17 protein-coding genes and 1 tRNA gene are annotated in these 17,571 nt (G+C 68.6%); 10 read left to right on the forward strand and 8 right to left on the reverse strand.

Annotated features, from left to right (window positions below; all coding sequences use genetic code 11):
- The first annotated feature begins 21 nt into the window (after positions 1-21).
- Positions 22-97 (forward strand) — tRNA-Ala (locus tag ACKTTN_RS06075).
- Positions 98-152: 55 nt separating this feature from the next.
- Here the strand turns inward: ACKTTN_RS06075 and rnd are convergent.
- Complete coding sequence (gene rnd, locus ACKTTN_RS06080; protein ID WP_407908983.1) at positions 153-1,250, reverse strand: ribonuclease D; 1,098 nt, start codon at positions 1,248-1,250, stop codon at positions 153-155.
- A gap of 83 nt (positions 1,251-1,333) precedes the next feature.
- Between rnd and ACKTTN_RS06085 the strand changes: the two genes are divergently transcribed.
- Entirely contained in the window at positions 1,334-3,187 is a 1,854-nt protein-coding gene (locus tag ACKTTN_RS06085) for an SUMF1/EgtB/PvdO family nonheme iron enzyme (RefSeq protein WP_407908984.1), read from the forward strand.
- 22 nt (positions 3,188-3,209) lie between these two features.
- Positions 3,210-4,139: a M48 family metallopeptidase gene (locus ACKTTN_RS06090; RefSeq protein ID WP_407908985.1), complete on the forward strand. Its 930-nt coding sequence runs from the start codon at positions 3,210-3,212 to the stop codon at positions 4,137-4,139.
- A gap of 70 nt (positions 4,140-4,209) precedes the next feature.
- Here ACKTTN_RS06090 and phaR read toward each other — a convergent pair whose 3' ends face one another.
- The 3 genes from phaR to gluQRS form a co-directional block, all read right to left on the reverse strand.
- The gene (gene phaR, locus ACKTTN_RS06095) at positions 4,210-4,686 is read right to left on the reverse strand and encodes a polyhydroxyalkanoate synthesis repressor PhaR (protein WP_407908986.1); all 477 of its coding nucleotides are present in this window, start codon (positions 4,684-4,686) and stop codon (positions 4,210-4,212) included.
- Positions 4,687-4,798: 112 nt separating this feature from the next.
- Positions 4,799-5,539: an acetoacetyl-CoA reductase gene (gene phbB / locus ACKTTN_RS06100; protein WP_407908987.1), complete on the reverse strand. Its 741-nt coding sequence runs from the start codon at positions 5,537-5,539 to the stop codon at positions 4,799-4,801.
- Between the two features lie 56 nt (positions 5,540-5,595).
- Positions 5,596-6,468, reverse strand: coding sequence for a tRNA glutamyl-Q(34) synthetase GluQRS (gene gluQRS / locus ACKTTN_RS06105; RefSeq protein ID WP_407908988.1), 873 nt, complete (start codon positions 6,466-6,468; stop codon positions 5,596-5,598).
- A 105-nt stretch (positions 6,469-6,573) separates the two neighbouring features.
- On the opposite strand from gluQRS, the gene htpX reads away from it, so the two are divergent.
- The gene (gene htpX, locus ACKTTN_RS06110) at positions 6,574-7,467 is read left to right on the forward strand and encodes a protease HtpX (protein ID WP_407908989.1); all 894 of its coding nucleotides are present in this window, start codon (positions 6,574-6,576) and stop codon (positions 7,465-7,467) included.
- A 65-nt stretch (positions 7,468-7,532) separates the two neighbouring features.
- On the opposite strand, the gene ACKTTN_RS06115 is transcribed toward htpX, so the two are convergent.
- Together ACKTTN_RS06115 and epmB are read right to left on the reverse strand one after the other, a co-directional pair.
- Complete coding sequence (locus tag ACKTTN_RS06115) at positions 7,533-9,611, reverse strand: EAL domain-containing response regulator (RefSeq protein WP_407908990.1); 2,079 nt, start codon at positions 9,609-9,611, stop codon at positions 7,533-7,535.
- A gap of 166 nt (positions 9,612-9,777) precedes the next feature.
- Complete coding sequence (epmB, locus tag ACKTTN_RS06120) at positions 9,778-10,791, reverse strand: EF-P beta-lysylation protein EpmB (protein ID WP_407910022.1); 1,014 nt, start codon at positions 10,789-10,791, stop codon at positions 9,778-9,780.
- 101 nt (positions 10,792-10,892) lie between these two features.
- On the opposite strand from epmB, the gene efp reads away from it, so the two are divergent.
- From efp to folE2, 6 genes are all read left to right on the forward strand, one after another.
- On the forward strand, positions 10,893-11,459 hold the full coding sequence (gene efp, locus ACKTTN_RS06125) for an elongation factor P (protein ID WP_407908991.1): 567 nt from the start codon (positions 10,893-10,895) through the stop codon (positions 11,457-11,459).
- A 138-nt stretch (positions 11,460-11,597) separates the two neighbouring features.
- Positions 11,598-12,938, forward strand: a complete 1,341-nt coding sequence (locus ACKTTN_RS06130) for a TRZ/ATZ family hydrolase (RefSeq protein WP_407908992.1) — start codon at positions 11,598-11,600, stop codon at positions 12,936-12,938.
- On the forward strand, positions 12,938-13,651 hold the full coding sequence (gene ubiG / locus ACKTTN_RS06135) for a bifunctional 2-polyprenyl-6-hydroxyphenol methylase/3-demethylubiquinol 3-O-methyltransferase UbiG (protein WP_407908993.1): 714 nt from the start codon (positions 12,938-12,940) through the stop codon (positions 13,649-13,651). Before ACKTTN_RS06130 ends, ubiG begins: the two co-directional genes overlap by 1 nt.
- Positions 13,648-14,322 carry a phosphoglycolate phosphatase gene (gph, locus tag ACKTTN_RS06140; RefSeq protein WP_407908994.1) on the forward strand — a complete coding sequence of 225 codons (675 nt, stop codon included), beginning with the start codon at positions 13,648-13,650 and terminating at the stop codon, positions 14,320-14,322. Before ubiG ends, gph begins: the two co-directional genes overlap by 4 nt.
- Positions 14,319-15,017: a phytoene/squalene synthase family protein gene (locus ACKTTN_RS06145; protein ID WP_407908995.1), complete on the forward strand. Its 699-nt coding sequence runs from the start codon at positions 14,319-14,321 to the stop codon at positions 15,015-15,017. Before gph ends, ACKTTN_RS06145 begins: the two co-directional genes overlap by 4 nt.
- 88 nt (positions 15,018-15,105) lie before the next feature.
- The gene (gene folE2, locus ACKTTN_RS06150; RefSeq protein WP_407908996.1) at positions 15,106-16,026 is read left to right on the forward strand and encodes a GTP cyclohydrolase FolE2; all 921 of its coding nucleotides are present in this window, start codon (positions 15,106-15,108) and stop codon (positions 16,024-16,026) included.
- A 266-nt stretch (positions 16,027-16,292) separates the two neighbouring features.
- Here the strand turns inward: folE2 and ACKTTN_RS06155 are convergent, their stop codons facing one another.
- Both ACKTTN_RS06155 and yidD read right to left on the reverse strand, forming a co-directional pair.
- Complete coding sequence (locus ACKTTN_RS06155) at positions 16,293-17,147, reverse strand: M23 family metallopeptidase (protein WP_407908997.1); 855 nt, start codon at positions 17,145-17,147, stop codon at positions 16,293-16,295.
- A 61-nt stretch (positions 17,148-17,208) separates the two neighbouring features.
- Positions 17,209-17,427 carry a membrane protein insertion efficiency factor YidD gene (yidD, locus tag ACKTTN_RS06160; protein ID WP_407908998.1) on the reverse strand — a complete coding sequence of 73 codons (219 nt, stop codon included), beginning with the start codon at positions 17,425-17,427 and terminating at the stop codon, positions 17,209-17,211.
- Between the last annotated feature and the right edge of the window lie 144 nt (positions 17,428-17,571).

A 17,571-nucleotide genomic window follows, 5' to 3' on the forward strand; every position in this document is an offset into this window, starting at 1 on the left:
CTACACTGCGCGTCCTTTCGTGGGGCGGTAGCTCAGCTGGGAGAGCGTCGCGTTCGCATCGCGAAGGTCAGGGGTTCGATCCCCCTCCGCTCCACCACGAAAACTGAAAACGGCGCCCTCGGGCGCCGTTTTTTTTTGCGCGAAGCGGCGGCTCAGCGCGGGCCGAGCAGCGGTGCAAGCGTCGCTTCCAGCTGCTCGCGACGCCAGCCGTCGAGCGACTCCGGCCATTCACCCGTGTCGAGCAGCGGTTCCAGCATGCGGCGCGAGGCCAGCACCGCATCGGCGACCCCGAGCTCGGCCGCGCGCTTCGACACCGCGTCCTGCAGCGCCTTGATGCGACTTTTGTCGCGACGCTCGGCCTGCGTCGCATCCGGCGCGTCGGCTTCGTCAGGGAGTGGCGTCACCAGCGCGGTCCAGATTGCGTCCACGAGCTTGCGCGGTCCCTTGGGATGCGCGCGGATGGCTTCCGCGACAGCCTCGCGATCGGTGGGTTCGGGGCGGGCGAGGGCGGCGGCGAGTTCGTTGTCGAGCACCCAGCTGCGCGGCAGGTCGGCGACGCGTGCATGCGCGTCGCGCCAGCGCAGCAGGCGGAGCAGTCGCGCCTGGCCGTCGCGGTCGAGGAACTGCGCGCTGCGCATGGAGACGTGCGGCCAGCGATCGACCGGATCTTCGATTGCCAGCGCGACGGTGCGCGCCATGTCGGCATCCAGCCAATCACGGCGACCCAGCGCCTCGAGTTTCGCGACCAGCGTGTCGTACAACTCGAACAGATGCGCGACGTCCTCCGCGGCGTACTGCAGCTGCGACGCCGACAGCGGGCGACGCATCCAGTCCGAGCGCGTCTCGCCTTTTTCCAACGCGACGCCGGTGATTTCGGCGACCAGCTTCTGATAACCCAATCCCGATCCGACGCCCGCGAGCGCCGCGGCGGCCTGCGTGTCGAACAGCGGTCGCGGCACTTCGCCGCAGGTTTCGCGCAGCGCGATCAGGTCCTCGCTCGGGCTGTGCATGATCTTCAGCACCGACTCGTTAGCGAGCAGCGGCGCGAGCGCTTCGTTCATGCCCGGCACCAACGGGTCGACGAGCAGGATCTCGATGTTGCCGTCGTCCCGCGGCAGCGCGATCTGCACCAGCGCGAGCTTCGGCCAGTAGGTGCGTTCGCGGACGAATTCGGTGTCCAGGCCCACGCGCGAGGGCGGCGAAGCGAGGCGCGCGCGGAGTGCGTCGGGCGTATCGATCCAGTGGGCCAAGACGGGTGCCGGGTTTGCGGGAGCGGGCGACAATAGCCTACTTTCCGTGGACCCGGCGGCAGCGGCCGCAGGCAGGAGGCGTCTTGCGCACGAAGGCCCGGACGAGGCTCGCGAAGGCCGTCGCGATGTATGCCGCGATGGGCGTCGTGGTGCTCGTCGGCGGGTGTCGTGACGACCGCGATTCGGCGCACGCGAAACCGCGCACCGCGCCGACCGTGACCGTCGGCGACGCCGATGCGCGCCTGCCGGCGTGGAAGGCGCCGCACATGGACGTCGACCGCCGCAATGCGCAGGCGCTCGCGAAGCAGGCCGACGACGCGCTCGCCGCGGGTCGATTCGCCGACGACGACGCCTCGTCGCTGCCGATCTTCATGGCGCTGCGCGACTACGAGCCCATGCGCGCGCGCGCCGAAGCGGGCGTCGACCACTCGATCGCCGGACTGGTGCTGCAGGCGCGCGAAACGCTGGCGGCGATCGACGACGATCCCGACGCGCTCCAGCGCGTGCGTCATGCGGCGTCGGTGCTGCGCGTGGTGGCGCTGGATCGCCCGGACGTCGAGCGTTTCCTGCAGCAGGTCGATCGCGTCGAGGATGGGCAGCGCTACAGCGAGCGCGGCGAAGCCGAGCTCGCGCAGGGTCGCATCGGCGAGAACGGTGGCGACGGGGCGATCGCATGGTTCCGCCGCGCGCTTGCGCTGCGCGCGACCGACGCGCGCGCGCGCCAGGGCCTCGCCGCCGCGGAAAGCGCGTTGATCCGGAGGGCCGAGGACGCGTCGGCGCGCGAGGACTACGCGGGCGCCGAGCACTGGCTGGTGCTCGCTGGTCGCGTGCGGCCGCAGGCCGACGTCGTCGCCGAGGCGCGCGCACGCATCGCGTTCGAACGCGCGGCGCGCATCGGCGAGTTGCGGGATGCCGGCATCACCGCGCTCGCCGAGCCGCGCCGCGGCATTGAAACCGCGCGTGGCTATCTCGCGCACATCCTGCGCATCGCGCCGGCCGCGGACCCCACCGCGGCGGAGCTGCGCCGGCGCATCGACTTCGCCGTCCACTACGGGCTGTTCCAACCCGGCCAGCGGTTCACCGATGGCCTGCAGGGCGGTGGACGGTCGCCGACGATGGTCGTCATTCCGTATGGCGATTTCACGATGGGTGCGGCGCCCGGCGAACAAGGCGCGACGGACGCCGAACGCCCGACGCGCGCGATCCATTTCGAACGCGGCCTCGCTGTGTCGATGACCGAAGTGACGGTCGGCCAGTTCCGGCGTTTCGTCGAGGCGACGCGCTATCGGTCGCGTTCCGTGCGCCGTGGCTATTCGATCGCCTACGACCTGCGCAGCGGCAACTTCGTGCGACGCGGCAACGTCGACTGGCAGCACGACTATCTCGGTCGCCTGGCCGCGGACGATCTGCCGGTCGTGCACGTCAGCGCGAAGGATGCGAGCGCGTACGCCGAGTGGCTCGCGCAGGAAACCGGGCATCGCTATCGCCTGCCGAGCGAGGCCGAGTTCGAATACGCCGCGCGCGCGGGATCGAAGGCGGCGTATCCCTGGGGTGCGGGCACGCCGCCCGCCGGCGCGGGGAACTTCACCGGGCAGGGCGACCGCTCTCCGACCGGACGCGCATGGCAGAACGCGTTCACCGGTTATGCGGACGGCTCGTGGGGGCCGACGCCGGTCGCGCACTACGCCGCTGATCGATTCGGTCTTCACGACGTCACCGGCAATGTCAGCGAGTGGGTGGCGGACTGCTGGCATTCCAGCTACCGGCGCGCGCCACGCGACCAGCGGGCCTGGTTCAACCCGGGCTGCAGGCAACGCGTGTTGCGTGGCGGTTCCTGGGCGAGCGCGCCGGCGCAGGCGCGGTCGGCCTGGCGCAGTGGGCTGGACGCCGACACCACGAACGCGCGCATCGGCTTCCGGGTGGTGCGCGACCTCTGACGTCGCAATCGGGAGTTCATTGATGCGCATCGATCCGTTGGGACAGGGCGCCGGCATGCAGCGTCGCGGCTTCGGCTTCGGCGCGATCCGCTGGGTGATCCTGCTCGGCTTCGCGATCTACGCGGTCGTGTCGTGGATGGGCAGCGCGCAGAAGGATCCGTACACGGGCGAAACCGCGCACTACGGCGCGTCGACCGACGAGGAGGTCGACCTCGGCACGCAGGCCTTCCAGCAGGTCGTCGGCGATGCGCAGTCGCAGAACGCGCTGATGCCGGCCGACGCGCAGGTGAGCCAGCAGGTGCGTGGCATCGCCGAGCGCCTGATCAAGCGCGTGCCGGACGTGACGCAGGACCTCGCCGCGGCGAACGGCACGCCGGCGCCCGAGAACTACAAGAACTTCCAGTGGGATGTCGCGGTCATCCAGTCCGACGAGGCCAATGCGTTCTGCCTGCCCGGCGGCAAGATGGCGGTCTACACCGGACTGATTCCCATCGCGCAGAACCAGGATGCGATGGCGGTTGTGATGGGCCACGAAATCGCGCATGCGCTGCTGCGCCACGGCTCGCAGCGCATGGCGCAGCAGAAGCTCGTCGAAATGGGGCAGATGGCGGCGGGCGTGGCGCTCGGCGGCATGGATCCGAACCAGCAACGCGCGGTGATGGGCGCGCTCGGCGCCGGCGCGCAGTACGGCTTCATCCTGCCGTACAGCCGAAACCACGAGGCGCAGGCCGACCAGGTCGGATTGATGCTTGCCGCGGCCGCGTGCTTCAACCCGCACGAGGCGATTCCGCTGTGGCAGCGCATGGAGCAGCTCGACGGCGGTGGGCGTCCACCGGAGTTCGCGTCGACGCACCCGGACCCGGAAAACCGCATCGCCCACCTGCAGCAGCTGATGCCGCAGGCGGAGGCGTTCTACCAGAAGTTCTGCGGCACGGCGGCGCCCGCGAAATAAGCGAAAGGCCGCTCGCGCGGCCCCGGGGAATCGCCAGTCAGCGAAGGCCGCTTTCGCGGCCTCGTCGGGATTACTTCTGCGTCTCGCTCTTGCGCGCGGTGGGCGCGCCCATGCTGCCTGCGAGGTTGTGCTGGAAGTCCTTCCACATCTGCAGGTTGCGCTCGGTGAGCTGGTTCATCAGCGTCCACGGCGTCTGGCCCAGCAGGCCGCCCATCTGCGTGCGGAACTGCTGCTGCTGGTCGAGGAAGACCTGCATCGACTTCTCGAGGTAAGTGGCCATGAAGCCCTGCATCGAGTCGCCGTAGAAACGGATGATCTGGCTCAAGAGCTGCGTGGACAGCAGCGGTTCGCCGTCCTGCTCGTGCTCGGAAATGATCTGCAGGAGCACCTGGCGGGTGAGGTCGTCGCCCGAGCGCGCGTCCCGCACTTCGAACTCCTCGCCATCGATGATGAGCTGGCGAACGTCCTCAATCGTGATGTAGCTCGAGATTTCCGTGTCGTAGAGCCGTCGATTGGGATACTTCTTGATGACACGCGGAGAAGCCATCTGCAGAACACCGGAAAGCAGGATGTCCCGAGAATGACGCAGTGCGGCAGGCCACGCAACTACGCGCCCCGGAGCGGCCAGCCCGGCCGGCTGACCGCTTCAGTGGCCGGCGTCACCAGCCCATGTACTGGCCGCCATTCACCGAGAGATTGGCGCCAGTGATCCAGCCCGCCTCGTCCGGAATGAAGAACGACACCGCGTACGCGATCTCTTCGGGCGAGCCCAGGCGGCCCGTCGGGATCTGCTGGATGATCTTGTTGCGCACCTCTTCCGGAACGGCCATCACCATGTCGGTGCCGATATAGCCGGGCGAGACGGTGTTGACGGTGATGCCGAAGCGCGCGTTCTCCTGCGCGAGCGAAATCGTGAAGCCGTGCATGCCGGCCTTCGACGCCGCGTAGTTCGCCTGGCCGTACTGGCCCTTCTGGCCGTTGATCGAGCTGATCTGGATGATGCGGCCCCACTTGCGTTCGCGCATGCCGTCGATCACCGGGCGCGTCACGTTGAACACCGAGCCCAGGTTCGTCGCGATGACTTCGTTCCACTGCGCGGGCGTCATCTTGTGAAACGTCGTGTCGCGGGTGATGCCGGCATTGTTGACGACGATTTCGACCGGACCGAGCGCGCCTTCGATTTCGCGCACCATCGCCTCGCACTGCGCCGGGTCGGAGACGTCGGCCTTCGAAAGGTGCACCTCGATGCCCTTGTCGCGCAGCTTCTGCTGCCAGGCGCGAGCCTTGGCCTCGTCGCGGTAGTTCGTTGCGACCCGATGGCCCTTGTTGGCGAGGCTTTCGATGATCGACGTTCCGATGCCACCGGTGCCACCGGTGACCAGTGCTACGCGACTTTGCATGAGTTGCTCCGTGCCGGCGCGACGTGCGCCCTCTGTCCGATTCTAGGCACGAAGCTTCAAGCGCGTGTTGCGATGCGCGGGATTTTCGCGGGATCGAACGCGGCGACTGCGCGGTCCAGCCAATCGCGCGGCGTCTCGTCGCTTGAATGTTGCAGTGCAACCTGACCCAGCGCCTGCCATGCGCGCTGCAGCGCGGCCATCGGATCACGTGGGTCGACGGGATTCGACGCCAGTGATTTCGAGAGCTTGCGGCCTTCATCGTCGATCACTACGGGCAGGTGCGCATAACCGGGCGTCGACAGGCCCAGCGCGCGCTGCAGCAGGATCTGGCGCGGCGTTGAATCGAGAAGGTCGGCGCCGCGCACGACGTGCGTGATGTTCTGCGCCGCATCATCGACGACCACGGCGAGCTGGTACGCCCACAGCCCGTCCGCGCGACAGAGCACGAAGTCGCCGACCTCGACATCGACATCCTGCACCTGCGGGCCGAGCAGGTCGTCGTCGAAGCGCACGCGCGTGCCGTCGGCGACGCGCAGGCGGACCGCCGGGCTGCGATGCGCGTCGGGCGCGCGAACGCAGGCGCGATGCACGCCGTCCGTCCCGGCGAGATCGCTGCGACTGCACCAGCACGGGAACGCGAGGCCGCGGTCGGCCAGGTCTTCGAGCGCCGTCCGGTAGAACGCGTCGCGATCGCTCTGGAATTGGATGGCTTGGTCGGCGTGCAGCCCGAATGCCTTGAGCGCATCCAGCTGGCGCTGCGCGGCGCCCGGCACTTCGCGCGGCGTATCGACGTCTTCCACGCGCACGAGCCACCGCCCGCCAGCGCGTCTCGCGAACAGCCAGCTGCCGAGCGCAGCGAGCAGCGAACCCGCGTGCAGGTCGCCGGTGGGCGAGGGCGCGAACCGGCCGCGATATCCGCTGCCCGTCATGCGTGTGAAGCGCTGCTGGCCGCCGCGAAGCCGGGGGATTGAAAAGCGGCCGTGAACGCGCCACGTTGAAGGCGACGTAACACCCTTCCGCGGATTCTCGACGCCATGTTCAAGCGACTTACCCTGTTCCTCGCGACCAACCTCGCCGTCCTGTTGCTGCTCAGCGTCGTCATGCGCGTGCTGGGCGTTAACCCGCAGACCAGTGGCGGCCTGCTCGTCATGGCGACGCTGTTCGGCTTCGGCGGCTCGTTCATCTCGCTCATGATGTCCAAATGGATGGCCAAGCGCACCACCGGTGCGCAGGTCATCGAGCAGCCGCGCAACGAGTCCGAGCGCTGGCTCGTGGACACCGTGCGGCGGCAGGCCGAATCCGTCGGCATCGCGATGCCGGAAGTCGCGATCTACGACGGCCCGGAAATCAACGCGTTCGCGACCGGGCCGAGCCGCAACCATTCGCTGGTCGCGGTGTCGACCGGGCTTCTGCGCAACCTCGATCGTGACGAAGCCGAAGCGGTGCTGGGCCACGAGATCAGCCACGTCGCGAACGGCGACATGGTCACCATGATGCTGGTGCAGGGCGTGCTCAACACGTTCGTGATCGTGCTGGCGCGCGTGGTCGGACGCATCGTCGACGGCTACCTCGGCGGCAACAATCGCAACGGCGGATTCGGTTATTTCATTACCGTGATGGTGCTCGACATGGTGTTCGGCCTGCTCGCCAGCGTGATCGCGATGTGGTTCTCGCGGCATCGCGAGTTCCGCGCCGATGCGGGCGGCGCGCGCCTGGCCGGGCGCGAGAAGATGATCGCCGCGCTCGAGAAGCTGGCGCGCAACCATGGCGAGACCACGCTGCCCAAGCAGGTGCAGGCGTTCGGCATCAGCGGCGGCGTCGCACACGGTCTGCGCAGCCTGTTCATGACGCATCCGCCACTGACCGAGCGCATCGAGGCGCTGCGTCGCATGCCATCGGAAACGCCATCCGTGCGCGTCGTGCACTGATCGGCTGCCGGAACGAAAAAGCCCGCCATCCGGCGGGCTTTTTTTTGTTCGAGCGCTGCCGTGGATCAACCGAACTCGTAATCCATCGTGGTGCTGACGCCCGCGAGGAAGAAGCCCTGCGCGTAGTCGACGCCGGCGCCGAACAGCACGCTCATGCTCTGTGCGTCGCGCACGTGCTCGGCGATGGTGTGCTTGCCGAGCGCGCGCGCCTTGTCGGTGATCTCGCGCAGCCGCTTCTGGTGCTCGGCGCTGGTGCCGAGGTTTTCCATGAAGGTACGGTCGATCTTCAGGAAGTCGGCATTGAAGTGCGCGAGCAGCTGGAACGAATTGAGGCCGGCGCCAAAGTGCTCGAGCCCGACGCGCACGCCCGAGCGCGCGGCGCGCGCCTGGAACTCCTGCGCCGCACGCAGATTGGTGAACACCTTCGATTCCGGCAACTGCACCACCAGCAGGCTACCGTCGGCGCCGTGCTTGGTGATCTGCTCCTCGATGTGCTTGAGCAGGCTGTCGTCCTGCAGCGAACTTTCGGTGATCTTGACCAGCAGCGTGGTGCGCTTGCCGGCGCGGATGCGCTCGCCGATGACTTCGAGCGCACGGCCGACGACCCAGCGGTCGATCTCCCACAGCAGGCCGTTCTCTTCCGCGATCTGCAGGAAGGCGAGCGGCGCGACGAGCTCGCCCTGGTCGCCCTTCATGCGCAGGTAGGCCTCGTAGATCTCGCCGGGCTCGCCGTGCAGGCTGACGAGCGGCTGGTAGGCCATCGCGAAGCGGTCGGAATCGAGTGCGTCGCGGATGCGGTCCACCCACGCCTGCACGCGTTCTTCCTCGGCACGGTCGGCGGCGCCAGGGTCGAAGATCTCGGCGCGGTTCCCACCCATGCCAACGGACGACTGGATGCCCTGAGTCGCCCGTGCGAGCACCGCGGTGACGCTCGCGATCTTCTCGCCGATCTGCACGCCGCCGATGCTGATGGTGGCGTTGAGCGATCGGCTGCCCGCTTCGACCACGTGCTCGGCGAACGCATTGCGCACCTGCTCCGCGAGCATCTGCGTCACTTCGTGGTTCGCGCCGCGCGACAGCGCCGCGAACTGGTGTTCGCCGAAGCGGGCCAGCACGACGTCCTCGGGCACGCTGTCGCGCAGGCGGCGCGCGCACGCGGCGACGAGGTCGTCCGCGGCGTCGAGGCCGATGTCCTGCAACAGCTTCGCGTAGTAGTCGGGCTCGATCAGCAGGAAGCCGTGGTGCGTCGAGTTCTGCGCCGCATCGGCGACGGCATTCTCGAGCGCGCGCAGGAACGTCGCGCGATTGAGCAGGCCGGTGACCTGGTCGCGCTGCCGCAGCTCTTCGACTTCTCGCTGCAGGTCCGGATCGATCTCCTGCCGGCGCAGCACCAGCTGCAGGCAGTGCTCGCCCTCGTACATCGCGGGCGTGAATTCCATGACGGCGGGAAACTGGTTGCCATCGAGCGTGCGCGCTTCGACTTCGACGCGCGGCGGCGGCGCTTCGCCCTTGGACAGCTTCTTCAGGAGCGCCTTGAACGCCTCGACGTGCGACGGCGCGATCATGTCCAGCAGCGACATGCCCTCGACCTCGTCGAACGACTCGTAGCCGAACATCTCGAGGTAGGCCGAATTGGCCCGGATGTGCATTCCCTCGTGGATGTAGGCGATGGGGTCGCGCGAGGACTCGATCAGCGAGTCGCAGCGGCGCTCGGTCTCGCGGACCTGGAACTCGAGCTTGCGCAGCGCGCGGCGCGCTTCGAGGTCGGCCCACTCGGTGCGGACCACGCTGACGATGTGGTCATTGCGATGACGGAGCAGCACGCCGCGTGCGCCGAGCGACATCGCCTCGAGCACGACGGCTTCGTCGATCTGGTCGACGAGCATGAGTACGGGGAGATCCTTGCCGCTGGTCGCGACCTGCTGCAGCACCGCCTCGGCCGAGACGATCCTGGCCTTGCGGTCGAGAAGAACGACGTCGGGCGACTGCTGGACGACCTGGTGGACCAGCTCGTCCGCGTTCTCCGGCCGCGACGGGCGCACCGCGATGCCGGCATTGCGCAGCGTGCTGACGACGGCCTCGGCCGCCTCAACGCTGTCGTCGACAATCAGAAGTCGCAGGGCCGCGTCTTTCCCGAACTGCATTCCCATCTCCTGGCGGTCGGGCTCTTTTATGACATGCCGGCCGTGGTGCCGTCATCCCCGAGCGGTCGATCCGGGGCGACGAATGGCGCCCTGGCCGCAAGACTGTGACGGAGAGGCGTACTTCGGCGTACGGATATCTCCCCATCGGCCGCCCGCGCCAAAACTTTCAGAGTGGGCGCTTGCCGGGGTCTCCGGCCACTTCGCGGACCAGCCGCGGGACGAGGTAGCCGGACAGCCGGGCGGCCAACGCGCGATGCAGCTCGCGGGCGCGGTCGTCGTCGACCTCGAAGTGCGCGGCACCCTGCACGCGGTCGAGCTGGTGCAGGTAATAGGGCAGCACGCCGGCGCGGAAACCGCGCTCGGAGAGGTCGGCGAGCGCATCGACCGAGTCGTTGACGCCGCGCAGCAGCACGGCCTGGTTGAGCAGCGTGACCCCGGCCGCGCTCAGGCGGGCCAAGGCGCCGCCGACCGAGGCATCGAACTCGTTGGCATGGTTGGCGTGCAGCACCACCGTCACCGGCCAGGGCAGGGCGCCGAGCCAGGCCAGCAACTCGTCGTCGACGCGCTCCGGCAGCACCACCGGCAGGCGGGTGTGCACGCGCAGCCGGCGCAGGTGCGGGACCGCGGCTAGCGCGTGGGTGAGTTCGGCCAGCTTCGGCGTCGACAGCGACCATGGATCGCCGCCCGAGAGGATGACCTCGTCGATGGACGTATCCGCCGCGATCAGCGCGACTGCCTCGCGCCAGTTCGCCGCCGCCGCGGTCTCGTCGCCGTACGGGAAATGCCGGCGGAAGCAGTAGCGGCAATTGATCGCGCAGCTGCCCGTAGCGACCAGCAGGGCGCGGCCACGGTACTTGCGGATGACGCCCTGGCCGGCGCGGGCCAGCGAATCGCCGACCGCGTCCAGCGCGAAACCGGGTGATGGCCGCATCTCCGCGTCGAGCGGGAGCACCTGGCGGAGCAGGGGGTCGTTGGCGTCGCCGGGGCGCATCCGCGCCACGAAGCCGCGCGGCACGCGCAGGGCGAACTGCGAGGCCGCGTCCTCCGACATGCCGGTCCCCGCCTCTTCCAGCCCCACCATCGCGAGCAGCTCGCGCGGGTCCCGCACGGCGTCGCGCCAGAGCTGTTGCCAGCGCACGGCCGGGGGCGCGTGCGACGTGGAGAGGGCAGCGGGTATCATTGCGGGCTGATCTGCTCGATTCGCCGGTCGCATCCGCGTCCCGGCACCGCCCCATTCTAGCTGGCGCCCACAGGCCCGGCCCGCATTCGCAGGAGTTTTGCATGGCCACCCTCGGCATGAACGACGTCAAGACCGGACAGAAGATCCTGGTCAACAACGACCCGGCCGTCATCACGGAGACCGAGTACGTCAAGCCGGGCAAGGGCCAGGCGTTCACGCGCATCAAGTACCGCAGCATCAAGTCCGGCCGCGTCGTCGAAATGACGATGAAGGCGACCGACAACGTCGAGCACGCGGACGTCGTCGATACCGACATGCAGTACCTCTACTCGGACGGCGAGTACTGGCACTTCATGAACCCGGAGTCCTTCGAGCAGGTCCAGTCCGACAAGAACGGCATGGGCGGCGCCGAGAAGTGGCTGAAGGGCGAGGAAGAGTGTGTGGTCACGCTGTGGAACGGCACGCCGATCATGGTGCAGCCGCCGAACTTCGTTGAGCTGAAGATCGTCGAGACCGACCCCGGCGTGCGCGGCGACACCTCGGGCGGCGGCGGCAAGCCGGCGACGCTGGAAACGGGCGCGGTCGTGCGCGTTCCGCTGTTCGTCAACCAGGACGAGATGATCAAGGTCGACACGCGTTCGGGCGAGTACGTCAGCCGCGTGAAGTGAGTCATCGCGCGGCCGGGCCACCGGTCGCCGCAATGCCGAAGCCCGCGGCCCGCCGCGGGCTTTGCTGTATCGGGCCAGCGCTTTCGCCGTGGTAACGCGAACGCGGCTAGCCTCCGGCAACCGACACGAGGTGATGGGATGGGCGAGGGTGCCAAGCAACACTGCGATGTCCTGATCGAAGCCGGCTGGGTCGTCCCGGTCGAGCCGCACGCGGAAGTCTGGGACGACCACGCGGTCGTCATCGATGGCGGCGTCATCGTCGCGATCGGCCCGCGCGCCGACATGCGCGAACGCTTCCAGCCTTCGGAAACGGTGTCGCGCCCGAATTCGGTGCTCATCCCCGGCTTCGTCAATTCGCACACGCACAACCCGATGACGCTGTTGCGCGGCATCGCCGACGACCTGCCGCTGATGGAATGGTTGCAGGGCCACATCTGGCCGGTCGAAGGCGCGGTGATCGGGCCCGACTTCGTGCGCGATGGGGTGTCGCTGGCGATCGCCGAGATGCTGCGCGGCGGAACCACCTGCGCCAACGAGAACTACTTCTTCCCCGACGTGCAGGCCGAAACGTACAAGCGTTACGGCTTCCGCGCGCTGGTCGGCCTGCCGGTCATCGACTTCCCGACCGCGTGGGCGAAGACGTCGGACGAATACTTCGGCAAGGCCGCCGACGTGCATGCGGCATGGCGTGGCGACGCGCTGGTCGGCACCGCGATCGCGCCGCATGCGCCGTATACCGTGAACGACGCGAACTTCGAGCGCGTCCGCGACTTCTCGCACGAGCGCGACGTTCGCGTGCATCTGCATACGCACGAGACCGCGCAGGAGATCCGTGATTCGATCGCGCAGTTCGGCATGCGCCCGCTCGCGCGCCTCGATCGCCTCGGGCTGGTGAACGATCGCCTGATCGCCGTGCACATGACGCAGCTCACCGACGACGAAATCGCGCTGTGCGCCGCGCGCGGCGTCTGCGTGGCGCACTGTCCCGAGTCGAACCTCAAGCTGGCCTCGGGCTTCTGTCCGGTGTGCAAATTGCAGCGCGCTGGCGTGACATTCGGGCTCGGCACCGATGGCTGCGCCAGCAATAACGATCTCGACATGGTGGGCGAGACTCGCACCGCCGCGCTGTTGGCGAAAGCGGTTGCGGACGATGCCTCCGCACTCGACGCCGCCAGCGCGTTGCGCGCAGCGACGCTCGGCGGCGCGATCACGCTCGGCCTGGGCGCGACGATCGGCTCGATCCGCGAGGGCAAGCAGGCGGACCTCGTCTGCGTCGACCTCGACGACATCGAAAGCCAGCCGCTGTTCCACGTCATCTCGCAGCTCGTCTACGCGACCGGTCGCCATCAGGTCACCGATGTGTGGATTGCCGGCCGCCGCAAGCTGCGCGATCGCGAACTCGTCGACATGGACCGCGATGCCCTGCGCGCGAACGCGCGACAGTGGCGCGATCGCATTCGCCAGATCCGGACCGCCTGATGACCACTTCGACCGCCGGCAATTTCCGCCAATCCGAACTCGACCGCTTCGGTGCGCTCGCCGCCCGCTGGTGGGATCCGCATGGCCCGCAGAAGCCGCTGCACGCGCTGAATCCGGTGCGGCTGCGGTACGTGGCCGATCGCGTGCCGCTTGCGGGCGCGAACGTACTCGACGTCGGCTGTGGCGCCGGCCTGCTCAGCGAGGCGATGGCGCTCGCCGGTGCGAACGTGACGGCGATCGACCTCGCGCCGGAACTGGTCAAGGTCGCGCGACTGCATGCGCTGGAAAGCGGGGCGACGCTCGACTATCGCGTGCAACCGGTGGAGGACGTCGCGGCGGCATCACCGGCGTCGTTCGATGCGGTGACGTGCATGGAAATGATCGAGCACGTGCCGGACCCGTCGGCCGTGATCCGTGCATGCGCCGATGCGCTGAAGCCGGGCGGCCGACTGTTCGTTTCGACCATCAACCGCACGCCCGCCGCGTTCGCCTTCGCGATCGTCGGCGCGGAATACGTCGCGCGATTGCTGCCGAAGGGCACGCACCAGTACCGCGACTTCGTGCGTCCATCGGAACTCGGCGCGTGGCTGCGCGCCGCCGGCCTAGAGCTCGAGGACGTCAGCGGCCTGATGTACCTGCCGATGCTGCATTCCGCGCGGCTCACGCGTCGCACCGACATCAACTACATTGTCAGCGCCCGCAAGCCCGAATGAGCGACGCAGGCTTCCCAAAGGCGGTGCTGTTCGATCTCGACGGCACGCTGCTCGACAGCGCGCCGGACATGGTCGCGGCGGTGAATGCCATGCGCGTGGCGCGCGGCGAGCCGCCGATGGCGCTGGATGCGCTGCGCCCGCACGTGTCGAAGGGCGCGCGCGCGATGGTCGGCGCGGCATTCCCGCGGGTCGACGCCGCGACCCGCGACGCCTGGATCCCCGAGTTCCTCGATCACTATCGACGCGAGCTCGGCCTACACGGCCGTCCGTTCGACGGGATCGAAGAGCTGCTGGCTGCGATCGAAGCCGCCGGCTCGCGTTGGGGCATCGTCACCAACAAGCCGGAATCGCTCGCGGTTGCGTTGATGCCGATCCTGCGCTGGGACACGCGCTGTGCCGTACTGATCGGCGGCGATTCGTTGCCCGCGCGCAAGCCTGACCCGTTGCCGCTGCTCGTTGCCGCGGAACGCATGGGAGTGGACGTCGCGGATTGCGTCTACGTCGGCGACGACGAGCGCGACATCGTGGCCGCGCGCGCCGCCGGCATGCGATCGGTGGTCGCGCTCTGGGGTTATCGACTGGATGACGACGATCCGGTGTCGTGGCAGGGCGATGTGATGCTCGACACCCCGCGCGACATGCTCGATGTATCGAAATGGATGTCGCCGTGAACGAAGCGGACGCGCATCCGGCTGGCGACGCGACCGCGTTCGTCGCGAAGTGGCGCGGCGCGTGGCCGGAATGGTCGCTGGTGGAGCGGTTCGTGCCGGCGTCGCAGCGCGAACTCGTCGACGCTTGGCATGCGCTGCAGTTCGAATGGCAGGAAGCGACGTGGCGCGGCGACGACGCACGCCCTGGCGAAGCCAAGCTGCGCTGGTGGATGGACGAACTCGTCGGTTGGGAAAAGGGCATCCGCCGCCATCCGCTCGGGGCCGTGTTGCAGAAGCAGCCGGTCGCGTGGGCCAAGCTCGCACAGGCGTTGTCGGGCCTGCTCGCCGCGCGCCACCGCCCGCGTGACGCGGACGAAGCGCGAGAGCAGCTGCAGGCCACCTCAAGCGCCATCGCGTCGAGCGAGCGGGTGCTGTTCGGGCGCTCCGATGCCGACGCGGTCGTCGCGAGCTGGCTGCATGCACGCCTCGCGCGACATCCCGATAGCGCGGTGCCAACGGCGCATGCGTCGCACGACGACGCGGTCGCGCGTTGGAGCCGTGCCCTGCTCGCGGACTGGCCGCCCACGCGGTTGCTGACCCCGTCGCGCGGCATCGCGCTGTCGCTTGCACGTGCGCGGCTCGCGAGCGGCCGGCCCGACGCACCGCTGTCGCCGTGGTCGGCCCTGTGGGCGGGTTGGCGCGGCGCACGCGGCTGACGCGCCACGGACCGTTCCGCCCGTATTCCCGGGCGTGAAACAGCGCGCCGGTAGAATGTGCAACTTCACCGGATTGCACGACCCGTCGATGACCCAGCCCCGCGTCATGCCCGATGTTGCGCTCGACCGCGCCACCACTGCGCGTGCGCTCGATCGCGTCGGCATGGCCGGCATCGCGCTGCCGGTGCGCACGCGTTCAGCGACCGGCGAATCGATGCAGGTTCCCGCGAAGGTCGATGTATTCGTCGACCTGCGCGATCCCGACGCGCGCGGCATCCATATGTCGCGTCTCTACCTGCGCCTGCAGCACGCATTCGCCGCCGAAGAGATGACGCCCGATGGCCTGGCGCGCGTGCTCGAGGCGCTGGTCGAAACGCAGGGCGAGCTGTCGCGTTCGGCGCACCTCGCGATCCGCTTCGACCACCTTCTGCTGCGTGCCGCACTCGCCAGCGCGAACGCAGGCTGGAAGGCGTATCCGGTCGAGGTGGTTGCCGCACTCGTCGATGGCCGCGTGTCCATCGAGCTCGCCGTCGCCATCGACTATTCGTCGACGTGCCCCGCCTCCGCGGCGTTGTCGCGGCAGATGACGGCCGAAGCTTTCGCACGCACGTTTGGTGCGGATGGCACGGTCGATGCGGCGTCGGTGCATGACTGGTTGCGTTCGGAGCAGGGCCTGGTCGCGACGCCGCATGCGCAGCGAAGCCGTGCGGAAGTGCGCGTGCGTCTAGCGGCGAGATTGCCGTCGCTGCCCATCGTCGATCTGATCGACCGCGTGGAAGCCGCATTGGGCACGCCCGTGCAGACAGCCGTGAAGCGCGAGGACGAACAGGCCTTCGCCGCGCTCAATGCGCGCAACCTGATGTTCTGCGAGGACGCCGCCCGTCGCGTCGCGCATGCGCTTGCGCACGATCCGCACGTCCTGCGATTCGACGCGCGTGTCTCGCACCTCGAAAGCCTGCACGCGCACGACGCCGTGGCGTCGGTGAGTGGCGAGGGCGCCGGCGGGTAGATTGGCGCCCTGTGGTGACGCCGCTCGGGCGTGCGTCGATGGAACGGACGCGCACTGCCCCTACGGTTGCGGTGGCTCGCCCATAAGCAGCGGATCAATCTGCGCTTCGAACCACGCTGTTTCAGCATGTACTCGCGACGCGCCGCGCGCGCGGGCTCGGCGAGTCGCAGGCTCCAGCACGAGTAATGGCTCCATCCGTACGTCGAACCGCGCCGCCTCGGTATGCACTCGCGATGCGGCGACAACGCGCCGCCGCGCGCCCCGGCTCAGCGAGTCGCGGACTCCAGCACGAGCAATGGGTCGATCCGTACGTCGAACCAGTTCATGCCCCAGTGCAGATGCGGGCCGGTCGCACGACCGGTCGCGCCAACCGCGCCGATGACCTGTCCCTGCTCGATGTGGTCGCCGACGCGCACGTCGATGCGCGAAAGATGCAGGAAGTTCGAACTCACGCCGTGGCCGTGGTCGAGCACGACGGTGCCGCCGGTGAGGTAGAGATCGGGATCCGCGAACGTGATCGTGCCTGCCGCGGGCGCGTGCACCGGTGTTCCCTGGGCGGCGGCGATGTCCATGCCGGAGTGCGGCGCGCCGGCGCTGCCGTTGTACACGCGCTGGTTTCCGAAGCGACCGCTGATCCGGCCCGGTACGGGCCATTCGAAGTGCTGCAGGAAGTCACTGCGCTCGTCATCGCGCGTGCGAACGGCGGCAACGCGCGCCTGCTCGGCCTGGATGCGCGCGGCGATCTCGGGCGGCGGATTGACCGTCGCGGGCGGTACGCCGTCGACATGCTCGATCGGCCAGTCGCGCGGAAGGATCTGGATTTCGATCGTCGTGGGCGATGTGCCCGGCGTGTCGATCGACACCGGCATGCGCCCGGCTGCGTCGCGCGCGATGCCGAGCGCGAAATGGCCGTCGGGTGCGACGCGCACATCGCGTCCGGCGAACCGCACATGCGCATCCGCAGACGTGCGGCCGATCACGAGGGCGCCTTGCGACGCCGTCGGCGGCAGGTAGGTAGCGATACGCGCGGGCGCACTCGCAGGCGCCGACGCGCTGCGCGGCGATACCGCACAGGCAGCTAACAGCACCAGCATCGGAGCGATGAGGACGCGTCGCGCCATCGATGATCTCCGCAAGCCGTGGAGACCGATCATCCGCGCGCGTTCCGGAATCGCCGCTGAGTCATCGCGGCGGCACCGGGTCATGCCCACCTGGATGGAAGGGATGGCAACGCAGCACGCGCCGCGCGGCGAGCCAGGAGCCACGAACCGCGCCGAAGCGCGCGATCGCGTCCATGGCGTACACCGAACAGGTCGGGTGGAAACGGCAGCGCGGACCGAGAAGCGGGCTGATCCATCGCTTGTAACCGCGGAGAAGTGCGATAAGAGCGCGGTCGATCACGGAATCTTGATGCTCCGGCTCACCATGATGGCGGCCTCATCGCCGCGGTTGTGCGCTGTACGGCGTAATCGCGGACCTCATGCAATCAGCGTCGAAGCACGCTAGAAGTCCCTGTCGGAACACACATTGCGTGTGTGTTGCCGC

It is taken from the genome of Lysobacter claricitrinus (assembly GCF_045866565.1).
Classification (GTDB): domain Bacteria; phylum Pseudomonadota; class Gammaproteobacteria; order Xanthomonadales; family Xanthomonadaceae; genus Cognatilysobacter; species Cognatilysobacter claricitrinus.

Coding starts and splice junctions, on each gene's coding strand:
- gluQRS (WP_407908988.1), bottom strand. CDS start 6,468: ATGACGGGCAGCGGATATCGCGGCCGGTTCGCGCCCTCGCCCACCGGC.
- phbB (WP_407908987.1), bottom strand. CDS start 5,539: ATGCAAAGTCGCGTAGCACTGGTCACCGGTGGCACCGGTGGCATCGGA.
- ubiG (WP_407908993.1), top strand. CDS start 12,938: ATGACCACTTCGACCGCCGGCAATTTCCGCCAATCCGAACTCGACCGC.
- gph (WP_407908994.1), top strand. CDS start 13,648: ATGAGCGACGCAGGCTTCCCAAAGGCGGTGCTGTTCGATCTCGACGGC.
- epmB (WP_407910022.1), bottom strand. CDS start 10,791: ATGATACCCGCTGCCCTCTCCACGTCGCACGCGCCCCCGGCCGTGCGC.
- folE2 (WP_407908996.1), top strand. CDS start 15,106: ATGACCCAGCCCCGCGTCATGCCCGATGTTGCGCTCGACCGCGCCACC.
- ACKTTN_RS06155 (WP_407908997.1), bottom strand. CDS start 17,147: ATGGCGCGACGCGTCCTCATCGCTCCGATGCTGGTGCTGTTAGCTGCC.
- ACKTTN_RS06090 (WP_407908985.1), top strand. CDS start 3,210: ATGCGCATCGATCCGTTGGGACAGGGCGCCGGCATGCAGCGTCGCGGC.
- htpX (WP_407908989.1), top strand. CDS start 6,574: ATGTTCAAGCGACTTACCCTGTTCCTCGCGACCAACCTCGCCGTCCTG.
- ACKTTN_RS06130 (WP_407908992.1), top strand. CDS start 11,598: ATGGGCGAGGGTGCCAAGCAACACTGCGATGTCCTGATCGAAGCCGGC.
- phaR (WP_407908986.1), bottom strand. CDS start 4,686: ATGGCTTCTCCGCGTGTCATCAAGAAGTATCCCAATCGACGGCTCTAC.
- ACKTTN_RS06115 (WP_407908990.1), bottom strand. CDS start 9,611: ATGCAGTTCGGGAAAGACGCGGCCCTGCGACTTCTGATTGTCGACGAC.
- efp (WP_407908991.1), top strand. CDS start 10,893: ATGGCCACCCTCGGCATGAACGACGTCAAGACCGGACAGAAGATCCTG.